Origin of the sequence: Bradyrhizobium sp. CCBAU 65884 (assembly GCF_028128835.1) — a bacterium.
GTDB lineage: Bacteria > Pseudomonadota > Alphaproteobacteria > Rhizobiales > Xanthobacteraceae > Bradyrhizobium > Bradyrhizobium ottawaense.
This window is the reverse complement of the sequence record NZ_LBJU01000128.1, coordinates 56,619-82,171: the sequence shown is the minus strand read 5'-3', so window position 1 is coordinate 82,171 and position 25,553 is coordinate 56,619. Positions and strand designations below refer to the sequence as shown.

Genomic DNA, 25,553 nt, shown 5'->3' with positions numbered 1-25,553 from the left:
CGACCAATCGCCCGCATCGGGCACGACAGGGGCATCAGTTCGTTTCGCCACAGTGGGGGTATGGTGACACAAATTGAAAATGCCCAGCGTGTTTCAGGCCACGAAGTTGCGATTTTTACCCGGCGCTCCCTTTGGTCCAGATTTGTGATGCGGATCGTGAAATATCCGACATAGAGTGGCGAAACTGGTCGGCGCGCCCTAGCTAAAAACAACGGGAAGGCAACGGCTTAAGTCAGCAAGACCTGAACAGGGCGCAAAAAGAGGACAGCATGGGAATCAACCAGGGTCCGATCAGTCTCGATCAAAAATACACCCAGGAAACCGGGCATGTCTTCACCACGGGCATCCAGGCCCTGGTCCGCCTGCCCATGGCCCAGATCCGGCGCGACCGCGCCAGCGGCCTCAACACCGCGGGCTTCATCTCCGGTTATCGCGGCTCGCCGCTCGGCGGCTACGACCAGCAGCTGTTTGCCGCCCGCAAGCATCTCGAACAGTACAACATCAAGTTCCAGCCCGGCGTGAACGAGGATCTGGCGGCCACCGCCATCTGGGGCTCGCAGCAGCTTAACCTCTCGCCCGGCGCGAAATACGACGGGGTGGTCGGCATCTGGTACGGCAAGGGCCCCGGCGTCGATCGCTGCGGCGACGTGTTCCGCCACGGCAATGCCGCAGGCTCCGCCAAGAACGGCGGCGTGCTGTGCCTTGCCGGTGACGACCATGGCGCAAAATCCTCGACCGTCCCGCATCAATCCGACCACGCCTTCATGTCGGCCTTGATGCCGTATCTCTATCCCTCGAGCATCCACGAGATGATCGAGATGGGTCTGCTCGGCATCGCGATGTCACGCTATTCCGGTTGCTGGGTCGGCATGAAGGTGATCACGGAGACGGTGGAGACCACCGCCGAGATCGATCTCACCGACGAGATGAAGCCGTTCATCATCCCCGCCGATTTCGAGATGCCGCAAGGCGGACTCAATCTGCGCTGGCCCGACGACCGCTTCGAGCAGGACCGTCGCCTGCAGGACTACAAGGGCTTTGCCGCGATCGCCTTTGCGCGCGCCAACAAGGTCAACCGCATCACCATGGATTCGCCGAACGCCCGTTTCGGCATCATGGCGTCGGGCAAAAGCTATGAGGACGTCCGTCAGGCGCTGCGCGAGCTCGGCGTCACCGAAGAGGTCGCTGCCAAGATCGGCCTTCGCCTCTACAAGATCGGCATGCCCTGGCCGCTGGAGCCGGAAGGCGTGCATCAATTCGCCATCGGCCTCGAAGAGATATTCATCGTCGAGGAGCGCCGCGAGATCGTCGAGAACCAGGTCAAGCAGGTGTTGTTCAACTGGCGCGATGACGTGCGCCCGCGCATCGTCGGCAAGATGGACGAGCACGACAAGCGCTTCCTGACCTTCGCCGCCGAGCTCAGCGTTGCCTCGCTTGCGACCTCGCTTACCGAGCGACTTCTCAAGCTCGATCTCAACCCTGAGATTGCTTCGATGCTCCGCGCCAAGGCCGACTGGTTCAACGGCCGTCAGGCCACCCAGATGCAAGCGGTCGCACCTGTCTCCCGCACCCCGTATTTCTGCTCCGGCTGTCCCCACAACACCTCGACGAAGGTCCCCGAAGGCAGCCGGGCGCTCGCCGGCATCGGCTGCCACTTCATGGCGCTGTGGATGGACCGCTCGACCGAGACCTTTACGCATATGGGCGGCGAGGGCGTGCCGTGGGTCGGCATCGCACCCTTCACCAACGAGAACCACATCTTCGCCAATCTCGGCGACGGCACCTATTTCCACTCGGGCCTTCTCGCCATCCGCCAGGCGGTGGCGTCCAAGACCAACATCACCTACAAGATCCTCTACAACGACGCGGTGGCCATGACCGGCGGCCAGCGCCATGACGGCGATCTCTCGCCGCAGCAGATCACCCATCAACTCCACGCCGAAGGCATCCGCGAGATCTATCTGGTCTCGGAGGCGCCCGATGCCTATCCGGCCAGCACCATCGCGCCGGGCGTGAAGCTCTACCATCGCGACGAGCTGCAAAACGTCATGAAGATGTGCCGGGAACACAAGGGCACATCGGCGATCGTGTTCGTGCAGACCTGCGCCGCGGAAAAACGCCGCCGCCGCAAGCGCGGCCTGATGGAGGATCCGGCGCGCCGCGTCATGATCAATCCGGCCGTCTGCGAAGGCTGCGGCGACTGCTCGGTGCAATCGAACTGCATCTCGGTCGAGCCGCTGGAGACCGAGTTCGGTCGCAAGCGCGCCATCAACCAGTCCTCCTGCAACAAGGACTATTCGTGCCTGAAGGGCTTTTGCCCGTCCTTCGTCACCGTCGATGGCGGCAAGCCACGCCACCGCGCGCCGGCCGACCTTTCCGACATCGGTGCGATTGCCGAGCCGGCGTCGCGGCCGACACTCGACAAGCCCTATAACATCGCGGTCGGCGGCGTCGGCGGCACCGGCGTTCTCACCATCGGGGCGCTGCTCGGCATGGCCGCCCATATCGAGGGCAAGGCCTCGATGATCCTCGACATGTCGGGCCTTGCACAGAAGGGCGGGGCGGTGCTCAGCCATGTCCGCCTGTCGGATCACCCCGCGGAAGTGACCTGCTCGCGCATCGTCACCGGCACGGCCGATCTCGTGCTCGCCGCCGACGAGGTGGTCGCGGTCGCCAAGGACACGATCTCGCTCTGCGACTCCACACGGACCCGCGGCATCATCAACAGCCACGTTATTCCGACCGCCGATTTCGTCCTCAACCGCGACTTCAATTTCCAGACCCGCAAGCTGAATGGGCTCTTGGAAACGGCGCTGCACAAGGACTCGGTCTTCTTCGATTTTACCAAGCCGGCCGAGCAGCTGCTCGGCGACAGCATCGCCACCAACATGATGATGATGGGCTATGCCTATCAGAAGGGCCTGTTCCCGCTCTCGGCGGAATCGATCGAGCAGGCGATCGAGGTCAACGGCGTCTCGATCAAGATGAACAAGGAGGCCTTCCGCCTTGGTCGCCTCGCGGTCGCCGATCCCGCCCGTCTTGCCGACATGCTGAAGGGCACGGACCAGGTCGCAGCGCCCAAGTCGCTGGAGGCCATGACGCTCGATGAAGTCATCGAGCACCGCGCCAAGCACCTCACGGCCTATCAGAACAGCCGTCTCGCCAAGCGTTATCGCAGGCTGATCGACCAGGTGCGCGACGCCGCGGTGAAGGGCGGTTATGGCGATGCGTTGCCACGCGCGGTCGCAGTGAACTACGCCAAGCTGCTGGCCTACAAGGACGAATACGAAGTCGCGCGCCTCTACACCGACGGCGCCTTCGCCCAGCAGCTCCGCGATCAGTTCGAGGGCGACTTCAAGTTCAACTTCAACCTTGCGCCGCCGATCCTCGGCGGCGGCCTCGACGCGCTGGGACGCCCGAAGAAGCGAGCCTTCGGCCCCTGGATGCTGAACGTCTTCGGCGTGCTGGCGAAACTCAAATTCCTGCGCGGAACGCCGCTCGACATCTTCGGCCGCAGCGCCGACCGCAAGCTCGAGCGTGATTTGATCGCCGGCTACGAAAAGGACGTCGCAACCGTGCTCGGCCTGTTGTCGCCGGTCACGATCGACACCGCGGTGGAACTCCTGTCGCTGCCCGATCGCATCCGCGGCTATGGTCCGGTGAAGGAGAAGGCAGTGGCGGATGCGAAGGTTCGCTACGCCCAGCTCGCCGCCGACCTCGCGAGCCCGCCGCCCGCGCCAAGGCAGATCGCGGCCGAGTAGGGCGGTTCCGTAGGTGCTGTAGGGCGGATTAGCGAAGCGTAATCCGCCACGTCCGTTGCCGTGGAGATCAATACGGCGGATTACGCCTTCGGCTAATCCGCCCTACGGCACTCCTTCCAGGAATAAGGCGCTCTCGTAGGGTGGGCAAAGGCGCAAAGCGCCGTGCCCACCATCTCGCCACGACTGCACCAGAAGACGTGGGCACGCTTCCGCCGTCGCCCTTCGAGCTAAGGCGGACAAGTCGCTTTTTCCCTACGGACTAAATTCATCCGTTTGACAAGAGTTGTGGCCGCGCGATATCAGCAACTTGAGATAGTGAAGCGCGCCGGGCGATGCGGCCGTGCGCTATGCGGGGCGATGATCGATGTCATTGCGCACTGTGTTGATTCTGTTTCTGGCCGTCGGTGTGTTGGCGGCGTTGGGGATGTTCTGGAATCAGCATGCCATCGAACGCGTCATGCGCGATGGCTATGGCACCACCGGAAAGATCATTTCGGCCAAAGTCGTCTCGCCGCGGTTTCCGTTCGTGTTTGACGGCGGCTGGCCGCGCTATGTCGACGAAAATCTGTCGATCGGATTGCAGTGGACCGGCAGGGATGGCGTCCAGCGCGAGCGCACGGGCATAGCGGTCAGTGCTGCCTATGCGGCGCGGATCATGGTTGGCAATCAGCTCAAGCTCCTGACGATCCCAATCCAGGCCGTTGACGACGATTCATCGCTTCCGGTCATTGTCGAAGATCTCGACGACCATCTGAGCCACATCCGGTCCACGTCGAGGTTCATGGCGGCGGGAGCGGGCGTTTGCGCCGTGCTCGTGATGCTCGTGATCGGATGGCAGGCATGGTCGGCGCGTCGAGACGGGCCGGGGAGCGCGACGATCGCCGCCGGAGCAAGGCGTCCCTTTCCTTACATCCTCGGGACCCTGACTGCTGTGATGCTTCCGTTCGGCGGCTACATGCTGGTGAACTCCTACATTGAGCAAAGCACGTTGAATGAGATCCTCGCCCATGGCGATGAAGCTACCGCCGATGTTACCCGCGCCTACGGTGAGGTGAACAAGGCCGGTGAGGCCCCGAGCTATCTCGTGACGCTGGCGTGGACCGACAAGAGCGGACGACAGCAGGCCTACGGACCGACCCATATCAGCCCGGCCTTCTGGCGGCAGATCACGCGCAACGGCGTCCAGACCGTCAGACAGATCAGGATCCGCTATCTCACGGGCAAACCTGATGCGCGGCCCCTGATCGTCGACGACGCGGCCGAGCGCCAACACCAGGACAGTTTTGGCGTGAAGGGAGGCGCTGTTCTTCTCGTCCTCGGCCTGATGTTCGCCGGGCTGACCGCGTTCCGTTATCGCGCGCGCCCGAGCACCGCCTCGTAGCGAAGAGTCTGTCTTTCACCCCTCGTATCGGACGAGCGAGCAATGTTCACAGCTCGCTGCGGAGGCATCCGCTGTGGCCCGTGCCGCACAGCCCGACCTGACGGAAGGCAACTGGTTGGGACGGCGCAAGGTCCCGTAGGGTGGGCAAAGGCGCGAAGCGCCGTGCCTACGACCTCGCCATGATTGCCCAAAGGACGTGGGCACGCTTCGCTTTGCCCACCCTGCGACACCACCCCTTGTGTTACCGCCGGGCGAAACATCCAAGAGACGAGTCAATCCCCGCGCGCAAAAACATTCCACTTTACCGAAATTCGGAATTGTCGTATCGGTCCGCCACCTCATCCCTCAAGAGGGGCGTATCGCGATCGTCACGAAACGCGGGGTGAGTGGCGGTGGACGCGGGCTGCGTCGCGCGGGCGATTGTCTCGTGCACGACGGGCGCGGTCTCGCGTACGGCAAAATCGTGTGGTCCTGACGCCCGCAGGCTGGCGTCAAGTCTTGCGCTTCGCTCGCAAGGCGACGGGGGCAATAGTGCATCGCTCCCCGGGGAGAGCGCGACATAAGCCGTAAAGCCACTGCGCAGGGAAGGCCGGATGTTTGGCCGCACCTGTATGCCGCTGTGCATCTGTTCTTCGCGCAATCGCGCACAGCGGACCGTGGGTGCCCAGCCGGCACCCGGTCTTCCCTGCACCCTCTGTTCAAGGAGGGAGCGAGACGGAAGCAAAGCTCGGGCGAAACATGCCGCGAGGATGCGGGGGCGTGTCTGCAGGACAAGGTCTCGTGCCCCGGACGCTGCAGCACGAAGTGATGCGCTGCTGAGCCGGGGCCCAGCTCGCAACGAAAACGCGGCCGCATGGGTCCCGGCTCTGCGCAGCAACGCTGAAGCGTTGCTGCGCGTCCGGGACACCAGAACATACCCCACTTGCGCCAGTCCGCTGCCCTCTCGCGGGGCGGAATATTTCCGCGCTTGCCAATCTGCCCAGTGCGGTTCAGAAAAACGGGGCAAATAAGAAAAGCCAGCGGAGACCTGAAGTTTGACCATCAAGGGCAAGGCCTACATTGCCGGGATCTACGAACACCCGACCCGGCATGCGCCGGACAAATCCACCGCCCAGCTCCATGCCGAGGTCGCCAAGGGCGCGATCGAGGATGCCGGGATCAGCAAGGACGACGTCGACGGCTATTTCTGCGCGGGCGATGCTCCGGGCGGCGCCTGGCCGATGGTCGATTATCTCGGCCTCAACACCAAAAAGCTCCGCCACGTCGATTCCACCGAGACCGGCGGCTGTTCCTACATCATCCATCTCGGCCACGCCGCTGAGGCGATCGCGGCAGGCAAGTGCTCGATCGCGCTGATCACGCTCGCCGGCAAGCCGCGCACCGGCGCGATGCCGCCGCGTGCGGCCGGCGCCGAGGTCGATTTCGAATCCGCTTACGGCGCGACCACGCACAATGCCTACGGCATGTGTGCCATGCGCCATATGCACGACTATGGCACCACCTCGGAGCAACTGGCCTGGATCAAGGTCGCAGCCTCCCATCACGCGCAATACAATCCGCATGCGATGCTCAAGGACGTCGTCACCGTCGAGGACGTCCTGAACTCGCCGATGATCTCCGATCCCCTGCATCGCATGGATTGCTGTGTCGTCTCCGACGGCGGCGGCGCGCTGATCGTGACGACGCCGGAGATTGCCAAGAGCCTGAAGAAGCCGCTGGTCAAGCTGATCGGCCATGGCGAAGCCATGAAGGGCCCGCGCGGCGGCAAGGATCTCGATCTCACGTACTCCGCCGGCATCTGGTCCGGCCCGCGCGCCTTCGAGGAAGCCGGCATCACGCCGAAGGACATCAAATACGCCTCGATCTACGACAGCTTCACCATCACGGTGCTGATGCAGCTCGAGGATCTCGGGTTCTGCAAGAAGGGCGAGGGCGGCAAGTTCGTCGCCGACGGCAATCTGATCTCGGGCGTCGGCAAGCTGCCGTTCAACACCGATGGCGGCGGCCTCTGCAGCAACCATCCCGTCAACCGCGGCGGCATGACCAAGATCATCGAGGCCGTCAGGCAGCTGCGCGGCGAGGCGCATCCGAAGGTGCAGGTCAGGAATTGCGATCTCGCCATTGCCCACGGCACCGGCGGCCTCCTGGGCGTCCGCCACGCCGCCTCGACGGCCATTCTGGAGCGCGTGTGATGGTAGATGCAAAGAAATATCCGGCTCCGGTGACGAATCCCGAGACCGCAGCGTTCTGGGACGCAGCCAAGCAAGGCAAGTTCATGATCAAGCGCTGCACGGCGTGCGGCGAAGCGCATTACTTCCCGCGCTCGATCTGCCCGTTCTGCTACTCCGACAAGACGGTGTGGGAGGAAGCGTCGGGCGAGGGCACGATCTACACCTGGAGCCTGATGCGGAAATCGCCGACCGGGCCCTATGCCATCGGCTACGTCACGCTGAAGGAGGGGCCGTCGGTACAGACCAATTTCGTCGACTGCGATCTCGAGAAGCTGAAGATCGGTCAGAAGGTGAAGGTGGTGTTCAAGCCGACCGACGGCGCACCGCTGCCGTTCTTCACACCGGCCTAGGGCGGTCCTCATCCTGAGGAGCTTGCGAAGCAAGCGTCTCGAAGGATGGCCGCGGCAAAGAAGCGTTTCGGGCATCCTCATGGTTCGAGACGGCGCAAGAGCGCCTCCTCACCATGAGGATGAGAACCAGAGGAAACCAAAAAAATGTCCGCCAGATACGAAGAGCTCAAAGGCCTGAAGAACCTTGGCCAGAAATACGCCTACACCGACCGCGAGGTGATGCTCTATGCCTATGGCATCGGCCTCGGCGCCGATCCCATGGACGAGAAGGAGCTCGCTTTCGTCAACGAGGGCACGCTGACGCCGCGGCCGCTGAAGGTGGTACCGACGTTTGCGTCCGTCGCAGCCTGGGGCGCGGGCCCCGGCGAGATGAACCTCAACCGCGTCATGGTCGTCGACGGTGAGCGCGACATCACCTTCCACCAGCCGCTGCCGGTGGCCGCGCACATCACGGCCGACTCCTCCGTCGTTGAGGTCTACGACAAGGGCAAGGACAAGGGCGTCGTCATCGCGCACCAGACCGTGCTCAAGAACGAGAAGGGCGAGAAGCTTGCGACACTCGTCGCCTCGCGCTTTGCCCGGGGCGACGGCGGCTTTGGCGGGCCGAGCCTGACCCAGCCAGATCCGCACAAGATCCCCTCGCGCACGCCCGACAAGACCATCGACATCACCACGCGTCCCGACCAGGCGCTGGTCTATCGCCTCTGCGGCGACCGCAATCCGTTGCACAGCGATCCCGAGTTCGCCAAGAAGGCCGGCTTCCCGCGTCCGATCCTGCACGGCATGTGCACCTACGGCATCACCTGCCGCGGCGTGCTGCAGACCTATGCCGACTACGACGCCAGCGCCTTCCGCCAGCACGTCGCGCGGTTCTCCTCGCCGGTCTATCCCGGCGAGACCGTGACCATGGACCTCTGGAAGGACGGCAACACGATCTCGTTCGAAGCCAAGGTGAAGTCGCGCGGCGTCACCGTGATCAAGAACGGCAAGACGGTCTTAGGTTAGGGCAGTCTCGTGCCCCGGACGCAGCGCAGCACGCAGTGATGCGCTGCAGAGCCGGGGCCCAGAGGCGGTCGCAAAGAGCTGGTCCCGGCTCTGCGAAGCAGCGTTTCACGCTGCATCGCGTCCGGGACGCGAAACAATAAGAGCAAGGGAGAGGCCACCATGGGACTACTCGACGGCAAGGTCGCGCTGATCACCGGCGCTGGCGGCGGGCTCGGTGAGGCCTACGCGAAGCTGTTTGCGCGGGAAGGGGCCTCGGTCGTCGTCAATGACCTCGGCGGTCCCCGTGACGGCTCCGGCGCCGACAAGTCGATGGCGCAGTTCGTGGTGGACGCGATCACGGCCGAGGGCGGCAAGGCGGTCGCCAACGGCGCCGACATCTCCACCATGGAGGGCGGCCAGTCGGTGTTCGACGACGCCATCAAGCATTTCGGCCGCGCCGACATCCTCGTCAATAATGCCGGCATTTTGCGCGACCAGACCTTCGCAAAGGCCAGCGAATCCGACTGGGACAAGGTCATCAAGGTGCATCTGAAGGGCACCTTTTGTTGCACCATGCCGGTGTTTCGCTGGATGCGGGAAAATGGCGGCGGTGTCATCGTCAACACCTCCTCGACATCAGGGCTGATCGGCAATTTCGGCCAGACCAATTACGGCGCGGCCAAAGGCGGCATCTGGGGCCTGTCCAACGTGCTGGCGATCGAGGGCCGCAAATACAACATCCGGATCTGGACGCTGGCCCCGGGCGCCCTGACCCGCATGACCGCAGACCTGCCCCGCTATAAGGAGAACCCCTCGGCGGCGCTGGGGCCGGACGGCATCGCGCCGGCCGTGCTATACATGGTCAGTGACTTGTCGGGCGACCAGACCGGCAAGGTGCTGGGCGTGTCCGGGCCCCGCGGCGTGCGCGAGATGCGGATGATGGAAATGGAAGGCTGGAAACCGCCGCACACGGGCTGGAAGGCCCAGGACATCGCCGATCACGCCAAGGAGATCTTCTTCTCCGAGGAGCAGATCAAGATGGGCGCGCGGCGGTTTTAGGAGCCGTCATCCCGGGGCACGCGAAGCGGGAGCCCGGGATCCATACTCCGGATCGTGGTTATGGATTCCGGGCTCGCGACTGCGTCGCGCCCCGGAATGACAACAGAGAGAGACGAGGACTAGATGAAACTGACCGCCGACGCCAAGGGCACTTTCGCAATCGCGCCGACGCCGTTCCACGACGACGGCCGGATCGACGAGCGCTCGATCGATCGCCTGACCGATTTCTACGAGGAGGTCGGCTGCGACGGCGTCACGGTGCTGGGCATCCTCGGTGAGGCCCCCAAGCTCGATGCCGCCGAGGCCGAGCAGGTGGCGGTGCGCTTCGTCAAGCGTGCCAGGAAGATGCAGGTGATCGTCGGCGTCTCCGCGCCCGGCTTTGCCACCATGCGCTCGCTGGCCAAGGCCTCAATGGACGCCGGCGCGGCCGGCGTCATGATCGCGCCGCCGCCGAGCCTGCGTACCGACGACCAGATCGTCGGCTATTTCAAGCAGGCGGCCGAGGCGATCGGGCCGGATGTGCCCTGGGTGCTCCAGGATTATCCGCTGACCCTGTCGGTGGTGTTCACCCCCGCCGTGATCCGCAAGATCGTTATGGACAATCCGAACTGCGTGATGCTCAAGCACGAGGACTGGCCGGGACTGGAGAAGATCACGACCCTGCGCGGCTTCCAGAAGGACGGCTCGCTCCGTCCGCTCTCGATTCTCTGCGGCAATGGCGGCACGTTCCTGGACTTCGAGATGGAGCGCGGTGCCGACGGCGCCATGACCGGCTACGCCTTCCCGGAGCTTCTGATCGACGTCGTGAACCTCTCCAAGGCCGGCAAGCGCGATGCCGCGCATGATCTGTTCGACGCGCATCTGCCGCTGATCCGCTACGAGCAGCAGCCCGGCGTCGGCCTGACCATCCGCAAATACGTGCTCCAGAAGCGCGGCATCATCGCCTCCAGCGCCCAGCGCAAGCCCGGCGCGACCATCACGGCGACGGCGAAGGCGGAGGTCGAGTATCTGCTGTCGCGCGTCGCCCGCGTCGACAAGCGCGCCAATCTCGGCCCGCAATCCAGCGCGGCAGGTTAGTTGGATGGCCGAAACATCATCATCACGCCCGGCGTCGACGATCCTCCTGCTGCGCGACGGCCCCACGGTCGACGGCAAGAGCCGCCACGAAATCGAGGTCTTCATGATGGTCCGCCATCATCAGATCGAGTTCAACTCGGGCGCGCTGGTGTTTCCCGGCGGCAGCGTCGATGCCGGCGACAACGAGATCGTCGCGCGCTCCGACCTGTATTCGGGCGGTGAAGGCCTCAGCGAGGCGGATCGCGGTTTTCGCATCGCGGCGATCCGCGAGACCTTCGAAGAGAGCGGCATCCTGCTGGCGCGGTCAAAGGGGACGAGCGCGCCTGTCGATGCCAGGCGTGCCGGCGAGATCGCCGACAAGCACCGCGTCGCGCTCAACGAGCACAAGATCAGCTTTCTGAACATTCTCTCCGACAACGGGCTCCAGCTCGCACTCGACACGCTCGTGCCTTACGCGCACTGGATCACGCCGGAGGGCATGCCCAAGCGCTTCGACACATGGTTCTTCCTTGCCGCCGCGCCGCCCGATCAGCTCGGCGCCCATGACGGAAGGGAGTCGACCGATTCGATCTGGGTCTCGCCGCGCGAGGCGGTGGAGGGCGGCGAGAGTGGCCGCTTCAAGCTGCCGTTTCCGACCACGCGCAATCTGATCCGGCTGGCGAAGCAGGGCAGCGTGAAAGACGCGCTCGACCATGCCAAGGGCATGTCGATCGTCACGGTGATGCCCGTGATGACCAAGACCGAAACCGGCCGTCAGCTCCGTATCCCCCGCGAAGCCGGCTACGACGGCGAGGTGTTCGAGGTCGGGGCGCTGGGCTAATACACTTCGACACGTAACGAACTATCTGCGACCGCAGACGCGCTAGGTTCCGTCCCTGACAACGGGACGGAGCGCGCGGAATGGACAGCCGGCAGGACACCAACATCGCCGTCGAGCTGGCGCTCCTGGTCGCGCTCGCGACGCTCTGGGGCGGCTCCTACACCTTCATCAAGCTCGGCGTCGCCACCATTCCCCCAATTACCTTGATCGCGGCGCGGACCACGATCGCGGGCCTCCTGCTGCTCGTCGTGATGTGGGCGCGCGGCATCAGGATGCCGATGGACGCAGCGGCTTGGCAGCGCTTCGCCTTCCAGGCCGTGCTCAACAGCGTCATTCCCTGGACGCTGATCGCCTGGGGCGAGCGCCATGTCGATGCCGCGCTCGCCACCATCCTCAACTCGGCCGGACCGATCTTCACCTTCCTGCTCACGGCGGTCGTCACCCGCCACGAGGCGACAAGCCCGCGAAAGCTGTTCGGCGTGATCGCGGGCATGGCCGGCATCCTGCTGATCGTCGGCGTCGATGCCTTCCACGACATCGGCAGCGGTCTCCTCGCGGAGGCGGCCATCGTCGCCGCCACCATCTGCTACGCCTGCGCCGCGATCTTCGGCCGCAGCTTCAAGGGCCTCGACCCCATGGCACCCGCTGCCGGCTCGCTGCTGGCGGGGGCGGCGGTCCTGATCCCGGCCTCGCTCGTGGTCGAGCAGCCCTGGACGCTGTCGCCGTCGCCGAGCTCGGTGCTGGCACTGCTCGCGCTCGCATTGTTCTCGACGGCCGCGGCGTTTGCGATCTATTTCCGCCTGATCCAGACCCTGGGCTCGGTCGGCACCACCGCGCAGGCCTATCTGCGGGTGCCGATCGGGGTCGCCATCAGCGTCGCCTTCCTCGGTGAGAGCCTGAGCCGGACTGCCTGGATCGGGCTTGCCTGCGTGGTCCTCGGCGTCGCCGCCATGACGATCCCGGCCCGGCGGCAGGCAAGCGTCAAACCGTCATAGATCGGGGAAGGGGGCTCCGCGGCCCACAATATTAAGGATAATCGGCGGCCCGAGGCATGTTTCCCCGGGGCCGCAATACGTCGTATATTGGGCCTCCAATATCCCGGTCCCTCAAAGCCCAATGTCCGCCGAATTGACGCCGACCCCTGAGAAAAAGCGAACATTCTCGCTCTCCATCGGCCAGCTCACTTTCGGCAGCTTCCTGTTGGTGCTGGCGGTGATCATCGTCACGTCGACCGCGAGCGTGATCGCGATCCGACACATCGACACCACCTTCGCCGAGCTGCAGAGGCTCCAGAGCGTCGGTGACCTCGCCGAGGACATCGATCGCCGCATGAACGAGTTGCGGCTTGCCGCGCGCGACTTCGTCACCGATCCCGGCGCCGGCATCCAGTTCAAGCAGGTCGGCGAGGCGGCCTCGACGCTCAGCGACATCCTGAAGAAGACCCGCATCGAGCTCGCGCCCGAGCAGCAGGACATGATCGACGGGGTCACCGAGCGGCTCGCGACTTATCGCAACGGCCTCGAGCGGATATCGACCCTGATCGATCGCCGCGCCCAGCTGCTCGCCGGCCTGCCGCCGCTGCGCGAACAGTTCGATGTGGCTGTCTCCGGTGCGGCCGACCGTGATCTGGCATCGCGCCTGTCGGAGGCGCAGAGCCGGATTGCGCTCGGGCTGCTCGCGCGCAACCCGTCCGCGGCCGAGCAGGCCGCGCAGAACATGCGGGCCCTGAACATTGTCGATGCCCGGCTGAAATCGGCGGTGAACGATTATGCCGAGGCCATCATGGCCGTGGCCGTTCGCGAGCGGCAGATCGCCGACATCGACCGCGAGGTGCTGGGAACCGAGGGCCGGCTGATCGGTCGCGTCACCGAATTGCTGCGCGAGGTCAGCGACCGGCGCGGCCACGTGCTGTCGCGCGACTTCGCCCGGACGCTGACGGAAGCGCGATGGCAGAGCATCGTGCTCGGCACCATCGGCGTGCTGATCGGCATCGGCGCTGCCTTGTTCGTGGTGCGCAGGACGGTGCGCCCGCTCGCGCAGATCGCCCGCTCCATCCGCGCGCTTGCGGCGGGCCGGAAGGACGCCTCGATCCCGTCGGCCGACCTCGACAACGAGATCGGCGACATCGCCCGTGCAGCCGAAGTGTTCCGACGCGCGCTGGAGGAAGCCGACACGGCGCGCGAGGCGGCGGTGCGTGCGCTCACCGAGCAGCGCCTCGCCGAAGAGAGCTACCGAAAGCTGTTCGAGGGCTCTGTCGACGGCATCTACGTCACGACGCCGGCCGGCGATCTGCTCAACGCCAATCCGGCGCTGGCGCGGATGATGGGCTATGACAGCCCGCAGCACCTCATCGACAGCATCAACGACATCGCCCACACCATCTACGTCCATCCCGAGGCACGCGTCGAATACCAGCGGCTGATGGCGCGCGACGGCATGGTGCGCGAGTTCGAGTACCAGGTGCGCCAGCGCAGCGGCGACATTCTGTGGCTCTCGGACAGCGCCACCGGCGTGCGCGACGAAGCGGGCAACATCGTCCGCTACGAGGGCACGCTGCGCGACATCACCGACCAGAAGCGGGCGGAAGACGCCATCGCCGAAGGCCGGCGCCTGCTCCAGCAGGTCATCGACACCGTGCCGGCGGTGATCAACGTCAAGGACCGCGACCTGCGCTATGTGCTGATGAACCGCTATATGGCCGGCATCTTCGGCATCGAACCCGGCGACGCGCTCGGCCGCACCACGGCCGACCTGATGTCGCGCTACGGCGCGGCCAAGACCGACGAGAACGACAAGCGCGTGCTCAGCATCCGCAAGGGGCTCGGCTTCTATGAGGAGGAGTACAAGGACTCCGCCGGCAACATGCGGCAATGGCTGGTCAACAAGCTGCCGCTGCTCGATGCCGAGGGCGAGATCGAGCGGATCGTCACCGTCGCGCTCGACATCGGCGAGCGCAAGCGCGGTGAGCAGGAGATGCGCAAGGCCAAGGAGTCCGCCGAGACCGCGCTGCGCAATCTGCGCGAGACCCAGGCCTCGCTGATCGAGGCGGAGAAGCTCGCCGCGCTCGGACGCCTCGTCGCCGGCGTCGCCCACGAGGTCAACAATCCCGTCGGCATCAGCCTCACGGTCGCCTCCGCGCTGGAGCGCAAGACCGCGATGTTCACCTCCGAGGTCGAGCGCGGCGAGCTGCGCCGCTCCACGCTCAACGACTTCCTCAACACCAGCCGCGATGCATCCTCGCAGCTCGTCTCCAATCTCAATCGCGCCGCCGAGCTGATCCAGTCGTTCAAGCAGGTCGCCGCCGACCGCAACTATTCGGATCAGCGCAGCTTCGATCTCGGCGACCTCACCGAGCAGGTGGTGATGAGTCTGAGGCCGGGCCTGCGCAAGCACAATCTGACGCTCAATGTCGAGTGCCAGCCCGATCTCACCATGAATAGCTATCCGGGCCCGTACGGGCAGGTGCTGACCAATCTGTTCCTCAATTCGGTGGCGCACGCCTTCCCGGACGGCCGGCCGGGAACCATCGACATCCAGGTCCGCGAGTCCGGCAAGGACAATGTCGAGATCATCTTCTCGGACAATGGTTGCGGCATGTCGCTCGACGTCCGACGCCGTGCCTTCGATCCGTTCTTCACGACGCGGCGCGACCAGGGCGGCACCGGTCTTGGATTGCACATCGTCTACAGCATCGTCACCAACCGGCTCGGCGGGCGGCTCGATCTCGATTCCGAACCGGGCAGTGGCACCCGCATCCAGATCATCCTGCCGCGCACGGCGCCGCTGGAGCAGGCTGCGGAATAGCTCGTGCGTCTAGTCGAAGTCGGCGAGCTTGTGCAGCGTCGCGCCAAAAATCTGGCTGGCCTTGCCGACGAGAGCCGTGCCCGTCATCTCCGCGCGCGTGTCCGTGAAGGTGCCGCTGAGGCCGATGCCGACGGGGGCAGGGCCGCCGAACAGCGGATTGTCGTCGCCCCGCGGCGAGGTGTGTCGTTGCACCAGCACTTCGCCTTTGAAGGTGTTGTTGTCCTTCACTACGTAGCTGCCGGTGTAATAGAGGTAGGCATCGCCGCCAAGGATCTTGCCGTCGCGAAAAAGGATCACGCCGCTGCCCTTGCCGGCTCGACCATCGAGCAGGGTCACGTGAATCGAATAGAGACCGTTTTTCATAACGTCCCGCAGGCCGGCCGCCATCGCCCAATGGCGTAACCGGTCCCGCTTTTATGCCAAAGCGCATTCTCTCGCGCAACGCGGCAGTTTGCGGGCCGGCCACGGGAAGTTGCCGCCGCGAGCCGCAGTTGTTCCGGCTTGTGAGTGACGCCGTCATGACGGTCTGATGACGGGGCGAGGCCGGCCGCCTGCGAATCAGGCTTGGCGCGCGAAATGCACGACAAACGTTGCACTGGACGCGGGTGCTGGAGCTTGCGCCGGATCAGGTATATTTCTTGTCGCGCTCGAGCAGCTCGATGGAGATGCCTTCGGGGCCGCGGATGAAGCAGATGCGCACGCCGGGCCGGATCGTGGTCGGTTCGCGCGTGAACGTGACGCCCTTGGCCTTGATCTCGGCTGCAACGGCATCGATGTCTTTCACCGTCAGGCCAAAATGATCGAGACCCTGATGCGGGTGCGGAGGCGGCGGGTTGACGGCGTTGTCGCCCTCGAGCGGCGCGATGAAGATCCTGGCGCCGCCCAGATTCACGTCGATCCGTCCCGGCGCGTGCACGATCTCGCCACCGAGGATGTCCCGCAGCCAGGCCGCCGTGGCCTCCGGATCGGGGCTGCGCAGATGGACGTGATCCCAAGTGACGACTGGCATTTCAATTCTCCCAACGGGCCTTCGCGATGTTGCTGCGCATGTTAGCGGCCGTGGGCGGTGATCGCCACTGTCCCTGCCGATTCGCAACTGCGCGGGAACCTTAGTTCCTCTTCCGGATTAAGGTAAGCAGTGGCCGGTCCGTCGTTGCATGGGCTTTGGCCGCGATCGGTGATGCAACCATGAACGCCAGGCTCGACCGGATCGGATTGGGGCGCTTCGCCGGGACCGGCGAACGAGTCGCGCGGGCCGTGACGATTGCGAGCGTCTCATTTGGCCGCACTCTTCTGTGGCTGCTGGCGGCCATCATTGTCGGCTGCGGCGTCTGGATGCTGCTGCCTCTGTCCAAGGGAAATAGTGCTGAGCCGGTGAAGGCGGAGCTGGCGGCCGTCGAGGCGGCTCCTTCGGGCGATGCGGCCGCAACTGTGTCGCCGGCCTCGGAAGCCCAGGCACCGGCCGAGTCACCTGCCGAACTCGGTCGTCTCAGGATTTCATCGCAGACCTGGCGCCGCGGCGGCCTTGGCTCGAGAGCCCTGGTGACGTTCACGCTGCGAAACGACAATGACTATGCCGTAAAGGATGTCGAGATCGTCTGCGCCTTTGCGCGGCGTGACGGCAGTCATCTCACCAACCGCAGCCGCGTGCTGGCGGATCCGGTCAGCATGAAGAGCCGCAAGACCTTTGCGCATATCCCCATCGGCTTCATCAACGTGAATGCCGATCAGGCGAAATGCTCGCTGGTTGCAGCACGCCGTGCTTAACGGCGGCATGTTCCGGTAGCGGAAAAGTTACCCTCCTTGGTCCTTGCTGGTCCTTGGCGAAAAAACCTCGCATCGCCATTTGAACCGAACGGCTGGGCCAGGAACCAAATAAGAGATCGCCTGTTGAGGCGGAGAGCCCACGCGGGGATGCGGGGGGCGGAGCGCGGCCAATGCCCATCTTTCGGTATTTCGTCTTTGTCGGTGGAGCTTTGCTCGCTCTGCTGTTCGCGGTGAATTTCGCTTTCCCGGTGGCGCCTGTGGCACAAGCCGTTGCGACCGCGGGCAACGATCAGCCCCTGATCCGAATCCGGTCCGATCGGCACCTGCCTGAGCGCGTCGTCCTCGACACCAGTCAGCCGACGATTGCTGCGCCCGCGGTGAAGACCGCCGCGGTTGTGGCTCCCCAGCCGCCCGTGCAGGAGGCCCAGTCGGCGGCCTTGGCCGAGCTGTCAGCCAAGGCGCGGGTGCGCGAGACCTTCGCCCAGTTCACGCCGGCTGCGAAGACCGATACTGCCGCCAAGGCTCCGGTTCAGCCCAAGCGCAAGGTCGCCAGGGCCCATCCGGCGCCGCAGCAGGGACGAGCGGTGATGCTGGTTGCCCAGCAACCGCATTTCGGGCTCTTCAACACGACCTGGTGACAGCCGCCTTCGATCCGTCTCGAAACGAGGCGGGGAGGGCTTTTTATTGGTCGGCCTCTCTGCTAATTCGAACCAATCCGAACCGCCGTCCGATGTGCTGGCTCGTCAGCCGCCGGTCCGGCAAGTCTCGGTTTGTGGTCCGGTACCTCCGGGCCAGGGCGCTCGTAGCTCAGCTGGATAGAGCATCGGATTTCGATTCCGAGGGTCGGAGGTTCGAATCCTTCCGAGCGCGCCACTCCTCCTTGGCGTTCCAGATATGTTCCAGAACGGCGCTGATGCCGCGCACCGTCGCAAGGGCTTGCTGCGTCGGTCAGGCTGGCGGGATACGGCTGTGCCGGCCGCGTGCCAGCGTGTCGGACGGGGCCTCGTGGAACGTCGCGCGGTAGGCTGCGGCAAATTCACCGAGATGATGGAAGCCCTGCGCGCGCGCACACGTGGCGACGGTGGCGCCGCCGCCCTTGAGCAGACGGGCGCGGGTCGCCCACAGCCGCTTGAGGCGAATGTACTGATGCAGGCTCATGCCACGCACCTTGCTGACTGCGCCGCCGAGGGTGCGGATCGAGACGCCGAACTCACCGGCGAGATCGGCGGTATAGATCGGCACGGTCGGATGGGCTGCGACGTAATCATCGATGCGCTGCACGAGCTTGATCGAACGCTCGCCCTGGACCGAGGCGCTCCGATCCGACATCGAATCGATCCGAAACAGATCGTCGAGTGCGAGCAGCAGGCCCTCCTGCAGATGGGCCGCCGCCTCGGTGGTCTCGAACAGGAGCGGCTGCATTGACGCGGTTCGCAGGATGTCGAGCAGGAGTTGCCGCGTGTGGAGCAGGGCGGGCCGGTTCGCGGCATGAGCCCGCAAATCGTCGGCGTGATCGAACCAGCCCCGGTCTTTGAGCTCGGGGGAGAAGATGATCATTGCATGATGATTGGTCTGAGGCTCGACGAAGTGGCATTCATCGTTGCCGCGGAGCGTCACGAAGAACCGCGCGTCGAGATCCAGGCCCTTGAAATTGACCTGGAGGTCGTCGGTCATGGACAGGATCACCATCCCGCCCGGCATCCGATAGGCGGTGTCGAGGATGCGCGCGAACGATCTCATCATGATGATGCGGCACGCCGGCAGGGAGACGACGGCGCGGGCCGCGGCGAAGTTCGGAATGTCGAGCGGGATGCTCCTGGCGTCCTCCATCGTCTCGATCGGCCGAAACGCATCGACGTCGGCAAAGCCGATCAGTTGAAGAGCTGAGGACGGAGTGAGGGCGTCGAACAACATGGTCTGGCCGGCTGCTGAAATGTGACAATCAAATGAACGTCGATACACCGCCATCAATGGCGAAACATCGCGTTTCAGTAAACCGAATTTCAGGCCGTAGTATTGCGGACATCATGCCATGACGTCCGTCAGATCAATGTCACCGTCAACGTTCCCGGCTCATCGGCTGGCCGGAGGCGAGGTCGATGAAATGCAGCCGCGTGCAGGCGGGACAGGCGAAGGATGCAAAGCTCCGTCTCTCCTGCCTCAGCTGCTTCTCAAGATCCGTCTGTACGTTCATGCCCGTCTGGGGGCATCGAAAAACGATCAAGTCCGCCATCACCGTAGAATGACGGTGCGTGCCGATCTCATCCTTGATCTAGATCAGTTTTGGAATCGATCCAGGCTGGTGATGACCGCGCAAGGAATGATCTCGCAAAAGCGAAGGGGCCCCGAGGGCCCCTTCAGATGTCACCAGCGGCGATAGCGTGGGCCATAATAGCGTGGACCGTAGCCGTAATAGCGCGGCCCATAATACCGGGGGCCGTAATACGGCCGGGGCCCGTAATACCCATAGTAGTTCGGACGCCAGAAGCAGCGCCCCCAGGCGTCGCAGACCATGCGGACCTGCTCGATGCCGGAGGCCTGCGGCGTCGCAGGCGCGGGCGCGATGGGCATGGCAGACGCCGCCGGCGATGTCGCCAAAGCGCCAAACATGGCGCCGAACAGGGCTGCGGCGACGAGGCCGATCTTGAGATTCATGATGTCTTCCTCCGCTGACGCGATCCAGGATATCGAAGTTGTTCTGATCAAATTGTGGCGGAACCGAAATGTAATGCTGATGAACAAATCTTCAGCCGGTCCGCCGCAGGCCTGACCTCGACCCCGCCAGACTATCCCAGGTTCGCGCAAGTGACCAATGCTGCGGCCCGCGCTGCGATGGCCACGCAGGACATCGATGCGGTTCTTGATCCTGCGCAATTCGCCGTCGGGGCTTCGTTCGTAGTCTTGTCGCGTGGGCAGTCCTTCGACCAATTCGGAGAGCCGGCTCACAGGTTGCTTGGAGCTGTGCAATGGACAAGATGAGATTAGACAAGGGCGGCTGGCTGGTCGTGTGCGATGGGCGCAAGGCGCTCATTCTGGAAAACCTCGGCGACGAGATGTTTCCGAACCTTCACACCAGGGAGGTGCACGAGCAGCCCAATCCCATGACCAGCGCGCAAGGGAGCGACGCGCCGGGTCGCCTGCATGCCGCTGCCGGCGGCCTGCGCAGCTCGGCCGAGCAGACCGATTGGCACGATGAGGCCGAGCGCGCCTTCCTGCGCAGCCTTGCCGGCCGGCTCGATGCCGCCGTCAGCTCCGGCGAGACCACGGCCCTGACCATGGTGGCCTCACCGCGCGCGCTCGGGATGATCCGCGCCGATTATTCGGACGTCATGCGCAAGGCGCTGCGGGGCGAGGTCGGCAAGGACCTCGTCAAGCTGCCGGTCTACGAGATCGAGAAGCAATTGCTGCTGTCGGGCGCCGCCAAATAGAGGCGCCCGCAGAGGCCGCGCCAGCGCCCCGGGGACGCGGTAGCGCCCCGGGGACGCGTAGCGCCCCTCAGTAGCAGGGGTGCCGGCGGCGGTCCTGGCCGACATAGGCGGCCGCGCTCCGGTAGCAATGGTTGGTCGAGGGGCCGTCGTAAAAGGCGAAGGTACCGGGGGTGATGCCGGGGCCGTAATTGTGCAGATAGCTGATCGGGTAGGGCAGCGGATTGGCGTAATGGCGGTGGTGCCGGTGATGTCCCCGCGCCTCCGCGAGGCCAGGGGCTAGGATTGCGGCCGACAGGGCAGCAACCGCGGCTACAAGCGTCAACTTGCTCATCTCGATTCTCCGGAACCCGCACGAAGTGGTCAGCCATCTATAGCCACTTCGCACCTCCAGGGCACCCGTCCGGCGCCCGGAAATCGGGGCTAATCCCTCAGATTCCCGGGTGGGTGTGACAGAATTGCCCGACATGCGGTCGAAGGCTGCCCATTTTTGGCCTTTTCGGGATGCTTAACGAATTCCCCACACAAGTATGACCAAAGACTATTCGGTTAAGAATCCTGTTGCCGGCCTAGGGGCTCATTTCGCGGGTCCTTCGAAGCCGGTCCATTCCTGAAGGCTTTCGCCGTCACGCCGCCATGCGCATCACGCTTCTGAGCCTGCTGTTGCTCTCCATCGCCGCCGCCACGCCGGCGCGGGCCGAACTGCATATCACCCGCGACCACGGCGGCTATGTCGAGGAATACAAGACCAAGTACAAGCGCGTCCGCGAGAAGGGCGAGCGCGTCATCATCGACGGCATCTGCAACTCGGCTTGCACGCTGGTGCTCGGCATCGTGCCGATGAACAAGATCTGCGTGACGCCGCGGGCAAGCCTCGGCTTCCACCAGGCCTATTACGACAAGGCCTTCACCTTCGGCATCAAGGTCACCAGCTCCGAGGGCACGTCCGACCTGATGTCCTACTACCCCGACAAGGTGAAGGACTGGATCCGCCGCAATGGCGGGCTCACCACCGACATGAAGAAGATCAAGAACGGCGTCGAGCTCTGGAAGATCATCGACCCCTGTCCGGAAGAGTGGTGAGCGGCTGAACTGAGCCGCCATCGTCCGTCGCAGCGCAGCATCGTCCGCGCGAAATTCGCATTGCCGCATAGCCCCCGGTGGGGCAATGAGGGCGGCAATGAACCATAATCAAGAAGCCCTGACCGCCCGCACCGCGCCGATCCTGTTCGTCCTGCTCTGGAGCACCGGATTCATCGGCACCAAATACGTCGTCAACAATGCCGATCCCTTGACCTATCTCGCCATCCGCATGGCGATCGTGGTCGGCCTGATGGCGATCATCGCGGCGATCGCGCGGCCGAAATGGCCTGACAGCACCGGCATCGCGCACAGCGCGGTCGCCGGCATTCTCGTCCACGGCTTCTATCTCGGCGGCACCGCGATCGCGATCGCGCATTCGATCCCGGCCGGGCTCTCCGCGCTGATCCCGGGCCTGCAGCCGATCCTGACCTCGACCATCGCCAACCGCTGGCTCGGCGAGAAGGTGACGCCGGTGCAATGGGCCGGGCTCGTGCTCGGCCTCGGCGGCGTGGTGATGATCCTGCACAACCGTCCCATGACCGGTGAAGCCGGTCTCGGCTGGCTTGCCTCGGTCGTCTCCCTGATCAGCATCACGCTCGGCACGCTCTATCAGCGCCGCTACTGCAACCAGATCGACTGGCGCTCAGGCAATCTCGTGCAATATGTGTCCGTCACCATCTTCTTCGCGATCGGGGCCTTCCTGTTCGAAGACCGCGTGGTGCACTGGACGCGGGAGTTCATGCTCGCGCTCGGCTGGCTCGCGGTCGCGCTCTCGATCGGATCGATCGGGCTATTGTACTGGCTGATCCGCCACGCTGCGGCGACCTCGGTCGCGAGCCTGTTCTATCTGGTGCCCGCCGTGACCGCGCTGATGGCTTATCTGCTGTTCGGAGAGAAGCTCGACGCGCTGGCGATTGCCGGCATGGGGATGTGCGCGGCCGCCGTGTTCGTCGTCAACAGGCGCTTCTAGGCGGATGGAGCGGGCGACGGGATACATCCCTGACGTGCGCGGCAGGTCCGTGTTAGGCTGAACGCATTTCAGTTTCACATTCACACGGTGATTTCCATGAAGAAGGCGAGGCGCGCGCTGCTCGGCAGATCGTTGAAGCCGGTCCGGATTGCCTGCATCAACTACGCGGAGGAGATGATGAGCGACCGGATGATGGCCAAGCTCACAGCCGCGCTCCAGAAATGCTACGACGAGCATTTCCTCCCCGTCTGGGGCTACCCGGTCGATCTCGACGTCACCCGCAAGCCGAAGCCGACGGACTGGCAGCTCGTCTATTTCGACGACGCCAGCCACAAGAACTTCCTCGGACGGCACGAGCTTACGCATCGGGGACAGCCGATCTCGAAGATATTCCTGAAGGCGCTGGGTGAGGACGATCCCGTCAGCCTGGCGGCGTCGCACGAGCTGTTCGAGATGGTGCTGGATCCCATGGCCAATCTGTGGGCCGACAGGACCCGCCACACCCAATATGCCTACGAGGTCTGCGACGCCGTGGAGGAGGACTCTTTCCTCGTCAACGGCTTCCCGATGTCGAACTTCGTCTATCCGTCCTGGTTCGAGCCCTTCGAGCATCCCCGCGGCACCAAATTCGACCATATGGGATCGCTCAAGGCGCCGTTCTCGATGACCGAGGGTGGCTACGTCATCAAGAAGGTCAACGGCAGGCGGCTGATCAAGCAGTTCGGCTCACCGGAAAAGCGGCGGCGCTTCAAGGCCGAGGACCGCCGCGGTCATCGCAGCGAATTCCGTGATCCGAAAGGAGAGCATCACCCGGGCCGGCGCGCATCCAAGCCGCGAGGGTAGGGTATCCCAGCTGCTGTCTCCGGGCGCGCACACACCCGGAGACCTGCTCGAGCGCCCCGATCAGCGCTTGGCCTTCCGAGCCTTCTTTTTCGACTTGGCGGTTTTCTTGGCCGCTTTCTTGGCGGCCTTCTTTGCAGTTTTCTTGGTCGCTTTCTTGGCCGCTTTCTTCGACGACTTCTTTGCAGCCTTCTTCGAACTCTTCTTCGAGGCTTTCTTGGCCTTCTTCTTGGAAGCCTTCTTCGGCGCTACTTTCTTCGCGACCTTCTTGGCGGCTTTCCTGACCTTCTTGACGGCGATGACCGCCGCGTCCTTGGTCGCTTCCACGGCTGTGGTGATCGTCTCCATCGCCTGTTCGGTGATCGGCTTATCGTCGTCCATATCGTCCCCCGCGGTTTGATTGGCGCGATGACGATAGCGGGTTTCGAAATTGTGTCAAAGCGGCGCTCAACTTCTGCGGATCTTTGCGTAGGCGGCGAGTGCACGCTCGCGCCCTTTGGCATGATCGACGATCGGCTGCGGATAGGTCTTGCCGAGCGTGATGCCCGCGCTCGCAAGCTCGATCGGCGTGGCCTGCCAGGGCCGATGAATCAGCTTGGTTGGCATGTCCTTCAACTCCGGTACCCAGCGCCGAACGTAGGTTCCATCCGGATCGAACTTCTCGCCCTGGAGCTGCGGGTTGAACACGCGGAAATAGGGCGCGGCGTCGGCGCCGCAGCCGGCGACCCATTGCCAGTTGGCGGGATTGCTGCCGGCATCCGCGTCGACCAGCGTGTCCCAGAACCAGGCTTCGCCCTCGCGCCAGTCGATCAAGAGGTGCTTGACCAGGAACGACGCCACCACCATCCGCACCCGGTTGTGCATCACGCCGGTGTGCCAGAGCTCGCGCAGGCCGGCGTCGACGATGGGGTACCCGGTGTGCCCGCGCTGCCAGGCCGCAAGCGCCTTCTTGTCGCCCTTCCAGGGGAAGCCGTCGAAGCTCGTTTGCAGGTTGTCGGTGCCGAGGTCGGGATGGTCGTGGAGCAGGTGACGGCAGAATTCGCGCCAGCCGAGCTCGCTCAGGAACTTTTCGATGCCGGGCCCGAGTACCGGATCTTCGTCCGCGGCAAACCGTGCGGCATGCCAGACCTGGCGCGGGCTGAGCTCGCCGAAGCGCAGATGCGGCGACAGGCTTGAGGTGCCCTCTCGATCCGGGCGGTCGCGATCGCCGACATAGCGGCGCGCGGTGTGCTTGAGGAAGTCGCGCAGGCGTGTCCGCGCGGAGGCTTCGCCCGGGGTCCATGTCTTGCGCAGGCCGCCCGCCCAATCGGGCCTGGTCGGCTCGAGCTTCCAGCTTTCAAGTCGATCGCTTGCGATCTTTGGACCAGGGCGCAGCTGCTTCGGCGCGGGCAAGGGCTTTGGCGGATCGCCGAGCGACAGCACCCGCCGCCAGAACGGCGTGAATACGCGCAAGCCCCGGCCTTCCTTGTTGCGGATCGCCGAGGGTTGGACGAGGAGGTCGCCGGGGAAGCTTTGCGAGTCGATGCCGAGCTTTGCCAGTGCGGCTTCGAGCTGCCTCTCAACTGCCTGATGCGGCGCCTGCGCAATTCCATTCCAGTGGACGGCGCGGGCACCGCTTTCGCGGGCCAATTCGGCGACGACCTTGGCCGCCGGTCCCCTGCGCAGGACGAGCGATCCGCCGCGCGTGGCAATCTCGGCGCCAAGCCCCCGCAACGACTGCGCCAGCCACCAGCGCGCTGCGCCGCCCGGCGGGCGCCCGGCGGCCTCGTCGAGCACATAGAGGCAGACCACCGGCGCACCGGCTTTCACGGCAGCATGGAGGGCGGGATGGTCGGACAGACGAAGGTCATCGCGAAACCAGACGATGACAGGCGCGCTCGGCGTGGTCAGGGGCGTCCTCATTTACGATTTGGAAACCATGCCGCGCGCGGCGATGTGAACTGTCGTTAATGCGGCCGTAAGCCGACTGCACCATTATGCAGGAATTACGGGGGTTGTTCC

Annotated in this window: 23 protein-coding genes and 1 tRNA gene; 17 read left to right on the top strand and 7 right to left on the bottom strand. The window is 64.4% G+C overall.

Annotated elements, in window-relative coordinates; all coding sequences use genetic code 11:
* Nucleotides 1-269 precede the first annotated feature (269 nt).
* The 10 genes from XI03_RS29665 to XI03_RS29620 all read left to right on the top strand — a co-directional run bounded on the left by XI03_RS29665 (nt 270) and on the right by XI03_RS29620 (nt 15,467).
* On the top strand, nt 270-3,761 hold the full coding sequence (locus tag XI03_RS29665) for an indolepyruvate ferredoxin oxidoreductase family protein (protein ID WP_271594118.1): 3,492 nt from the start codon (nt 270-272) through the stop codon (nt 3,759-3,761).
* 364 nt (nt 3,762-4,125) lie between these two features.
* On the top strand, nt 4,126-5,142 hold the full coding sequence (locus XI03_RS29660) for a hypothetical protein (RefSeq protein ID WP_271594117.1): 1,017 nt from the start codon (nt 4,126-4,128) through the stop codon (nt 5,140-5,142).
* A 1,034-nt stretch (nt 5,143-6,176) separates the two neighbouring features.
* Nucleotides 6,177-7,334 (top strand): thiolase domain-containing protein, encoded by a 1,158-nt coding sequence (locus tag XI03_RS29655; RefSeq protein ID WP_028140973.1) that lies wholly within the window; start codon nt 6,177-6,179, stop codon nt 7,332-7,334.
* Nucleotides 7,334-7,723, top strand: a complete 390-nt coding sequence (locus tag XI03_RS29650) for a Zn-ribbon domain-containing OB-fold protein (RefSeq protein WP_014494555.1) — start codon at nt 7,334-7,336, stop codon at nt 7,721-7,723. Before XI03_RS29655 ends, XI03_RS29650 begins: the two co-directional genes overlap by 1 nt.
* Nucleotides 7,724-7,867: 144 nt before the next feature.
* On the top strand, nt 7,868-8,728 hold the full coding sequence (locus tag XI03_RS29645) for a MaoC family dehydratase (RefSeq protein ID WP_028140972.1): 861 nt from the start codon (nt 7,868-7,870) through the stop codon (nt 8,726-8,728).
* Between the two features lie 159 nt (nt 8,729-8,887).
* On the top strand, nt 8,888-9,766 hold the full coding sequence (locus tag XI03_RS29640) for an SDR family oxidoreductase (RefSeq protein ID WP_271594116.1): 879 nt from the start codon (nt 8,888-8,890) through the stop codon (nt 9,764-9,766).
* Between the two features lie 123 nt (nt 9,767-9,889).
* Nucleotides 9,890-10,843, top strand: a complete 954-nt coding sequence (locus XI03_RS29635) for a dihydrodipicolinate synthase family protein (RefSeq protein ID WP_038973499.1) — start codon at nt 9,890-9,892, stop codon at nt 10,841-10,843.
* A gap of 4 nt (nt 10,844-10,847) precedes the next feature.
* A complete protein-coding gene (locus XI03_RS29630; protein ID WP_271594115.1) occupies nt 10,848-11,663 on the top strand; it encodes an NUDIX hydrolase in 816 nt (271 codons plus the stop codon).
* Between the two features lie 80 nt (nt 11,664-11,743).
* A complete protein-coding gene (locus tag XI03_RS29625) occupies nt 11,744-12,658 on the top strand; it encodes a DMT family transporter (RefSeq protein ID WP_271594114.1) in 915 nt (304 codons plus the stop codon).
* A 121-nt stretch (nt 12,659-12,779) separates the two neighbouring features.
* Complete coding sequence (locus XI03_RS29620) at nt 12,780-15,467, top strand: PAS domain S-box protein (protein ID WP_271594113.1); 2,688 nt, start codon at nt 12,780-12,782, stop codon at nt 15,465-15,467.
* Nucleotides 15,468-15,476: 9 nt separating this feature from the next.
* Here the strand turns inward: XI03_RS29620 and XI03_RS29615 are convergent, their stop codons facing one another.
* Both XI03_RS29615 and XI03_RS29610 read right to left on the bottom strand, forming a co-directional pair.
* On the bottom strand, nt 15,477-15,830 hold the full coding sequence (locus tag XI03_RS29615; protein WP_028140966.1) for a GrlR family regulatory protein: 354 nt from the start codon (nt 15,828-15,830) through the stop codon (nt 15,477-15,479).
* 262 nt (nt 15,831-16,092) lie between these two features.
* Nucleotides 16,093-16,476 (bottom strand): VOC family protein, encoded by a 384-nt coding sequence (locus XI03_RS29610; protein ID WP_028140965.1) that lies wholly within the window; start codon nt 16,474-16,476, stop codon nt 16,093-16,095.
* A 179-nt stretch (nt 16,477-16,655) separates the two neighbouring features.
* Between XI03_RS29610 and XI03_RS29605 the strand changes: the two genes are divergently transcribed.
* The 3 genes from XI03_RS29605 (at nt 16,656) to XI03_RS29595 (ending at nt 18,107) form a co-directional block, all read left to right on the top strand.
* Entirely contained in the window at nt 16,656-17,234 is a 579-nt protein-coding gene (locus XI03_RS29605; RefSeq protein ID WP_271594112.1) for a hypothetical protein, read from the top strand.
* A gap of 170 nt (nt 17,235-17,404) precedes the next feature.
* Nucleotides 17,405-17,872 carry a hypothetical protein gene (locus XI03_RS29600; RefSeq protein WP_271594111.1) on the top strand — a complete coding sequence of 156 codons (468 nt, stop codon included), beginning with the start codon at nt 17,405-17,407 and terminating at the stop codon, nt 17,870-17,872.
* 158 nt (nt 17,873-18,030) lie between these two features.
* Nucleotides 18,031-18,107: transfer RNA gene (locus tag XI03_RS29595), tRNA-Arg, on the top strand.
* Nucleotides 18,108-18,182: 75 nt separating this feature from the next.
* Here the strand turns inward: XI03_RS29595 and XI03_RS29590 are convergent.
* Nucleotides 18,183-19,148: an AraC family transcriptional regulator gene (locus XI03_RS29590; RefSeq protein ID WP_271594110.1), complete on the bottom strand. Its 966-nt coding sequence runs from the start codon at nt 19,146-19,148 to the stop codon at nt 18,183-18,185.
* Between the two features lie 450 nt (nt 19,149-19,598).
* Complete coding sequence (locus tag XI03_RS29585; protein ID WP_038950354.1) at nt 19,599-19,889, bottom strand: hypothetical protein; 291 nt, start codon at nt 19,887-19,889, stop codon at nt 19,599-19,601.
* A 311-nt stretch (nt 19,890-20,200) separates the two neighbouring features.
* On the opposite strand from XI03_RS29585, the gene XI03_RS29580 reads away from it, so the two are divergent.
* The gene (locus XI03_RS29580) at nt 20,201-20,662 is read left to right on the top strand and encodes a host attachment protein (protein ID WP_028140960.1); all 462 of its coding nucleotides are present in this window, start codon (nt 20,201-20,203) and stop codon (nt 20,660-20,662) included.
* Nucleotides 20,663-20,729: 67 nt separating this feature from the next.
* Here XI03_RS29580 and XI03_RS29575 read toward each other — a convergent pair whose 3' ends face one another.
* Nucleotides 20,730-20,993 (bottom strand): hypothetical protein, encoded by a 264-nt coding sequence (locus tag XI03_RS29575; RefSeq protein ID WP_095426246.1) that lies wholly within the window; start codon nt 20,991-20,993, stop codon nt 20,730-20,732.
* 302 nt (nt 20,994-21,295) lie between these two features.
* On the opposite strand from XI03_RS29575, the gene XI03_RS29570 reads away from it, so the two are divergent.
* The 3 genes from XI03_RS29570 to XI03_RS29560 all read left to right on the top strand — a co-directional run bounded on the left by XI03_RS29570 (nt 21,296) and on the right by XI03_RS29560 (nt 23,555).
* Nucleotides 21,296-21,742 carry a hypothetical protein gene (locus XI03_RS29570; RefSeq protein WP_018322327.1) on the top strand — a complete coding sequence of 149 codons (447 nt, stop codon included), beginning with the start codon at nt 21,296-21,298 and terminating at the stop codon, nt 21,740-21,742.
* Between the two features lie 97 nt (nt 21,743-21,839).
* Nucleotides 21,840-22,712 (top strand): DMT family transporter, encoded by an 873-nt coding sequence (locus tag XI03_RS29565; protein ID WP_038973503.1) that lies wholly within the window; start codon nt 21,840-21,842, stop codon nt 22,710-22,712.
* A gap of 96 nt (nt 22,713-22,808) precedes the next feature.
* Complete coding sequence (locus XI03_RS29560) at nt 22,809-23,555, top strand: hypothetical protein (protein WP_271594109.1); 747 nt, start codon at nt 22,809-22,811, stop codon at nt 23,553-23,555.
* 60 nt (nt 23,556-23,615) lie between these two features.
* Here XI03_RS29560 and XI03_RS29555 read toward each other — a convergent pair whose 3' ends face one another.
* Entirely contained in the window at nt 23,616-23,933 is a 318-nt protein-coding gene (locus XI03_RS29555; protein WP_271594108.1) for a histone, read from the bottom strand.
* Nucleotides 23,934-23,999: 66 nt separating this feature from the next.
* A complete protein-coding gene (locus tag XI03_RS29550; RefSeq protein WP_271594107.1) occupies nt 24,000-25,454 on the bottom strand; it encodes a cryptochrome/photolyase family protein in 1,455 nt (484 codons plus the stop codon).
* Between the last annotated feature and the right edge of the window lie 99 nt (nt 25,455-25,553).

Excerpts from the sequence above, each read along its gene's own strand:
- XI03_RS29665 (WP_271594118.1), top strand. The coding sequence starts at position 270 with ATGGGAATCAACCAGGGTCCGATCAGTCTCGATCAAAAATACACCCAG.
- XI03_RS29660 (WP_271594117.1), top strand. The coding sequence starts at position 4,126 with ATGTCATTGCGCACTGTGTTGATTCTGTTTCTGGCCGTCGGTGTGTTG.
- XI03_RS29650 (WP_014494555.1), top strand. The coding sequence starts at position 7,334 with ATGGTAGATGCAAAGAAATATCCGGCTCCGGTGACGAATCCCGAGACC.
- XI03_RS29645 (WP_028140972.1), top strand. The coding sequence starts at position 7,868 with ATGTCCGCCAGATACGAAGAGCTCAAAGGCCTGAAGAACCTTGGCCAG.
- XI03_RS29640 (WP_271594116.1), top strand. The coding sequence starts at position 8,888 with ATGGGACTACTCGACGGCAAGGTCGCGCTGATCACCGGCGCTGGCGGC.
- XI03_RS29635 (WP_038973499.1), top strand. The coding sequence starts at position 9,890 with ATGAAACTGACCGCCGACGCCAAGGGCACTTTCGCAATCGCGCCGACG.
- XI03_RS29630 (WP_271594115.1), top strand. The coding sequence starts at position 10,848 with ATGGCCGAAACATCATCATCACGCCCGGCGTCGACGATCCTCCTGCTG.
- XI03_RS29625 (WP_271594114.1), top strand. The coding sequence starts at position 11,744 with ATGGACAGCCGGCAGGACACCAACATCGCCGTCGAGCTGGCGCTCCTG.
- XI03_RS29620 (WP_271594113.1), top strand. The coding sequence starts at position 12,780 with ATGTCCGCCGAATTGACGCCGACCCCTGAGAAAAAGCGAACATTCTCG.
- XI03_RS29615 (WP_028140966.1), bottom strand. The coding sequence starts at position 15,830 with ATGAAAAACGGTCTCTATTCGATTCACGTGACCCTGCTCGATGGTCGA.
- XI03_RS29610 (WP_028140965.1), bottom strand. The coding sequence starts at position 16,476 with ATGCCAGTCGTCACTTGGGATCACGTCCATCTGCGCAGCCCCGATCCG.
- XI03_RS29605 (WP_271594112.1), top strand. The coding sequence starts at position 16,656 with ATGAACGCCAGGCTCGACCGGATCGGATTGGGGCGCTTCGCCGGGACC.
- XI03_RS29600 (WP_271594111.1), top strand. The coding sequence starts at position 17,405 with ATGCCCATCTTTCGGTATTTCGTCTTTGTCGGTGGAGCTTTGCTCGCT.
- XI03_RS29590 (WP_271594110.1), bottom strand. The coding sequence starts at position 19,148 with ATGTTGTTCGACGCCCTCACTCCGTCCTCAGCTCTTCAACTGATCGGC.
- XI03_RS29585 (WP_038950354.1), bottom strand. The coding sequence starts at position 19,889 with ATGAATCTCAAGATCGGCCTCGTCGCCGCAGCCCTGTTCGGCGCCATG.
- XI03_RS29580 (WP_028140960.1), top strand. The coding sequence starts at position 20,201 with ATGGACAAGATGAGATTAGACAAGGGCGGCTGGCTGGTCGTGTGCGAT.
- XI03_RS29575 (WP_095426246.1), bottom strand. The coding sequence starts at position 20,993 with ATGAGCAAGTTGACGCTTGTAGCCGCGGTTGCTGCCCTGTCGGCCGCA.
- XI03_RS29570 (WP_018322327.1), top strand. The coding sequence starts at position 21,296 with ATGCGCATCACGCTTCTGAGCCTGCTGTTGCTCTCCATCGCCGCCGCC.
- XI03_RS29565 (WP_038973503.1), top strand. The coding sequence starts at position 21,840 with ATGAACCATAATCAAGAAGCCCTGACCGCCCGCACCGCGCCGATCCTG.
- XI03_RS29560 (WP_271594109.1), top strand. The coding sequence starts at position 22,809 with ATGAAGAAGGCGAGGCGCGCGCTGCTCGGCAGATCGTTGAAGCCGGTC.
- XI03_RS29555 (WP_271594108.1), bottom strand. The coding sequence starts at position 23,933 with ATGGACGACGATAAGCCGATCACCGAACAGGCGATGGAGACGATCACC.
- XI03_RS29550 (WP_271594107.1), bottom strand. The coding sequence starts at position 25,454 with ATGAGGACGCCCCTGACCACGCCGAGCGCGCCTGTCATCGTCTGGTTT.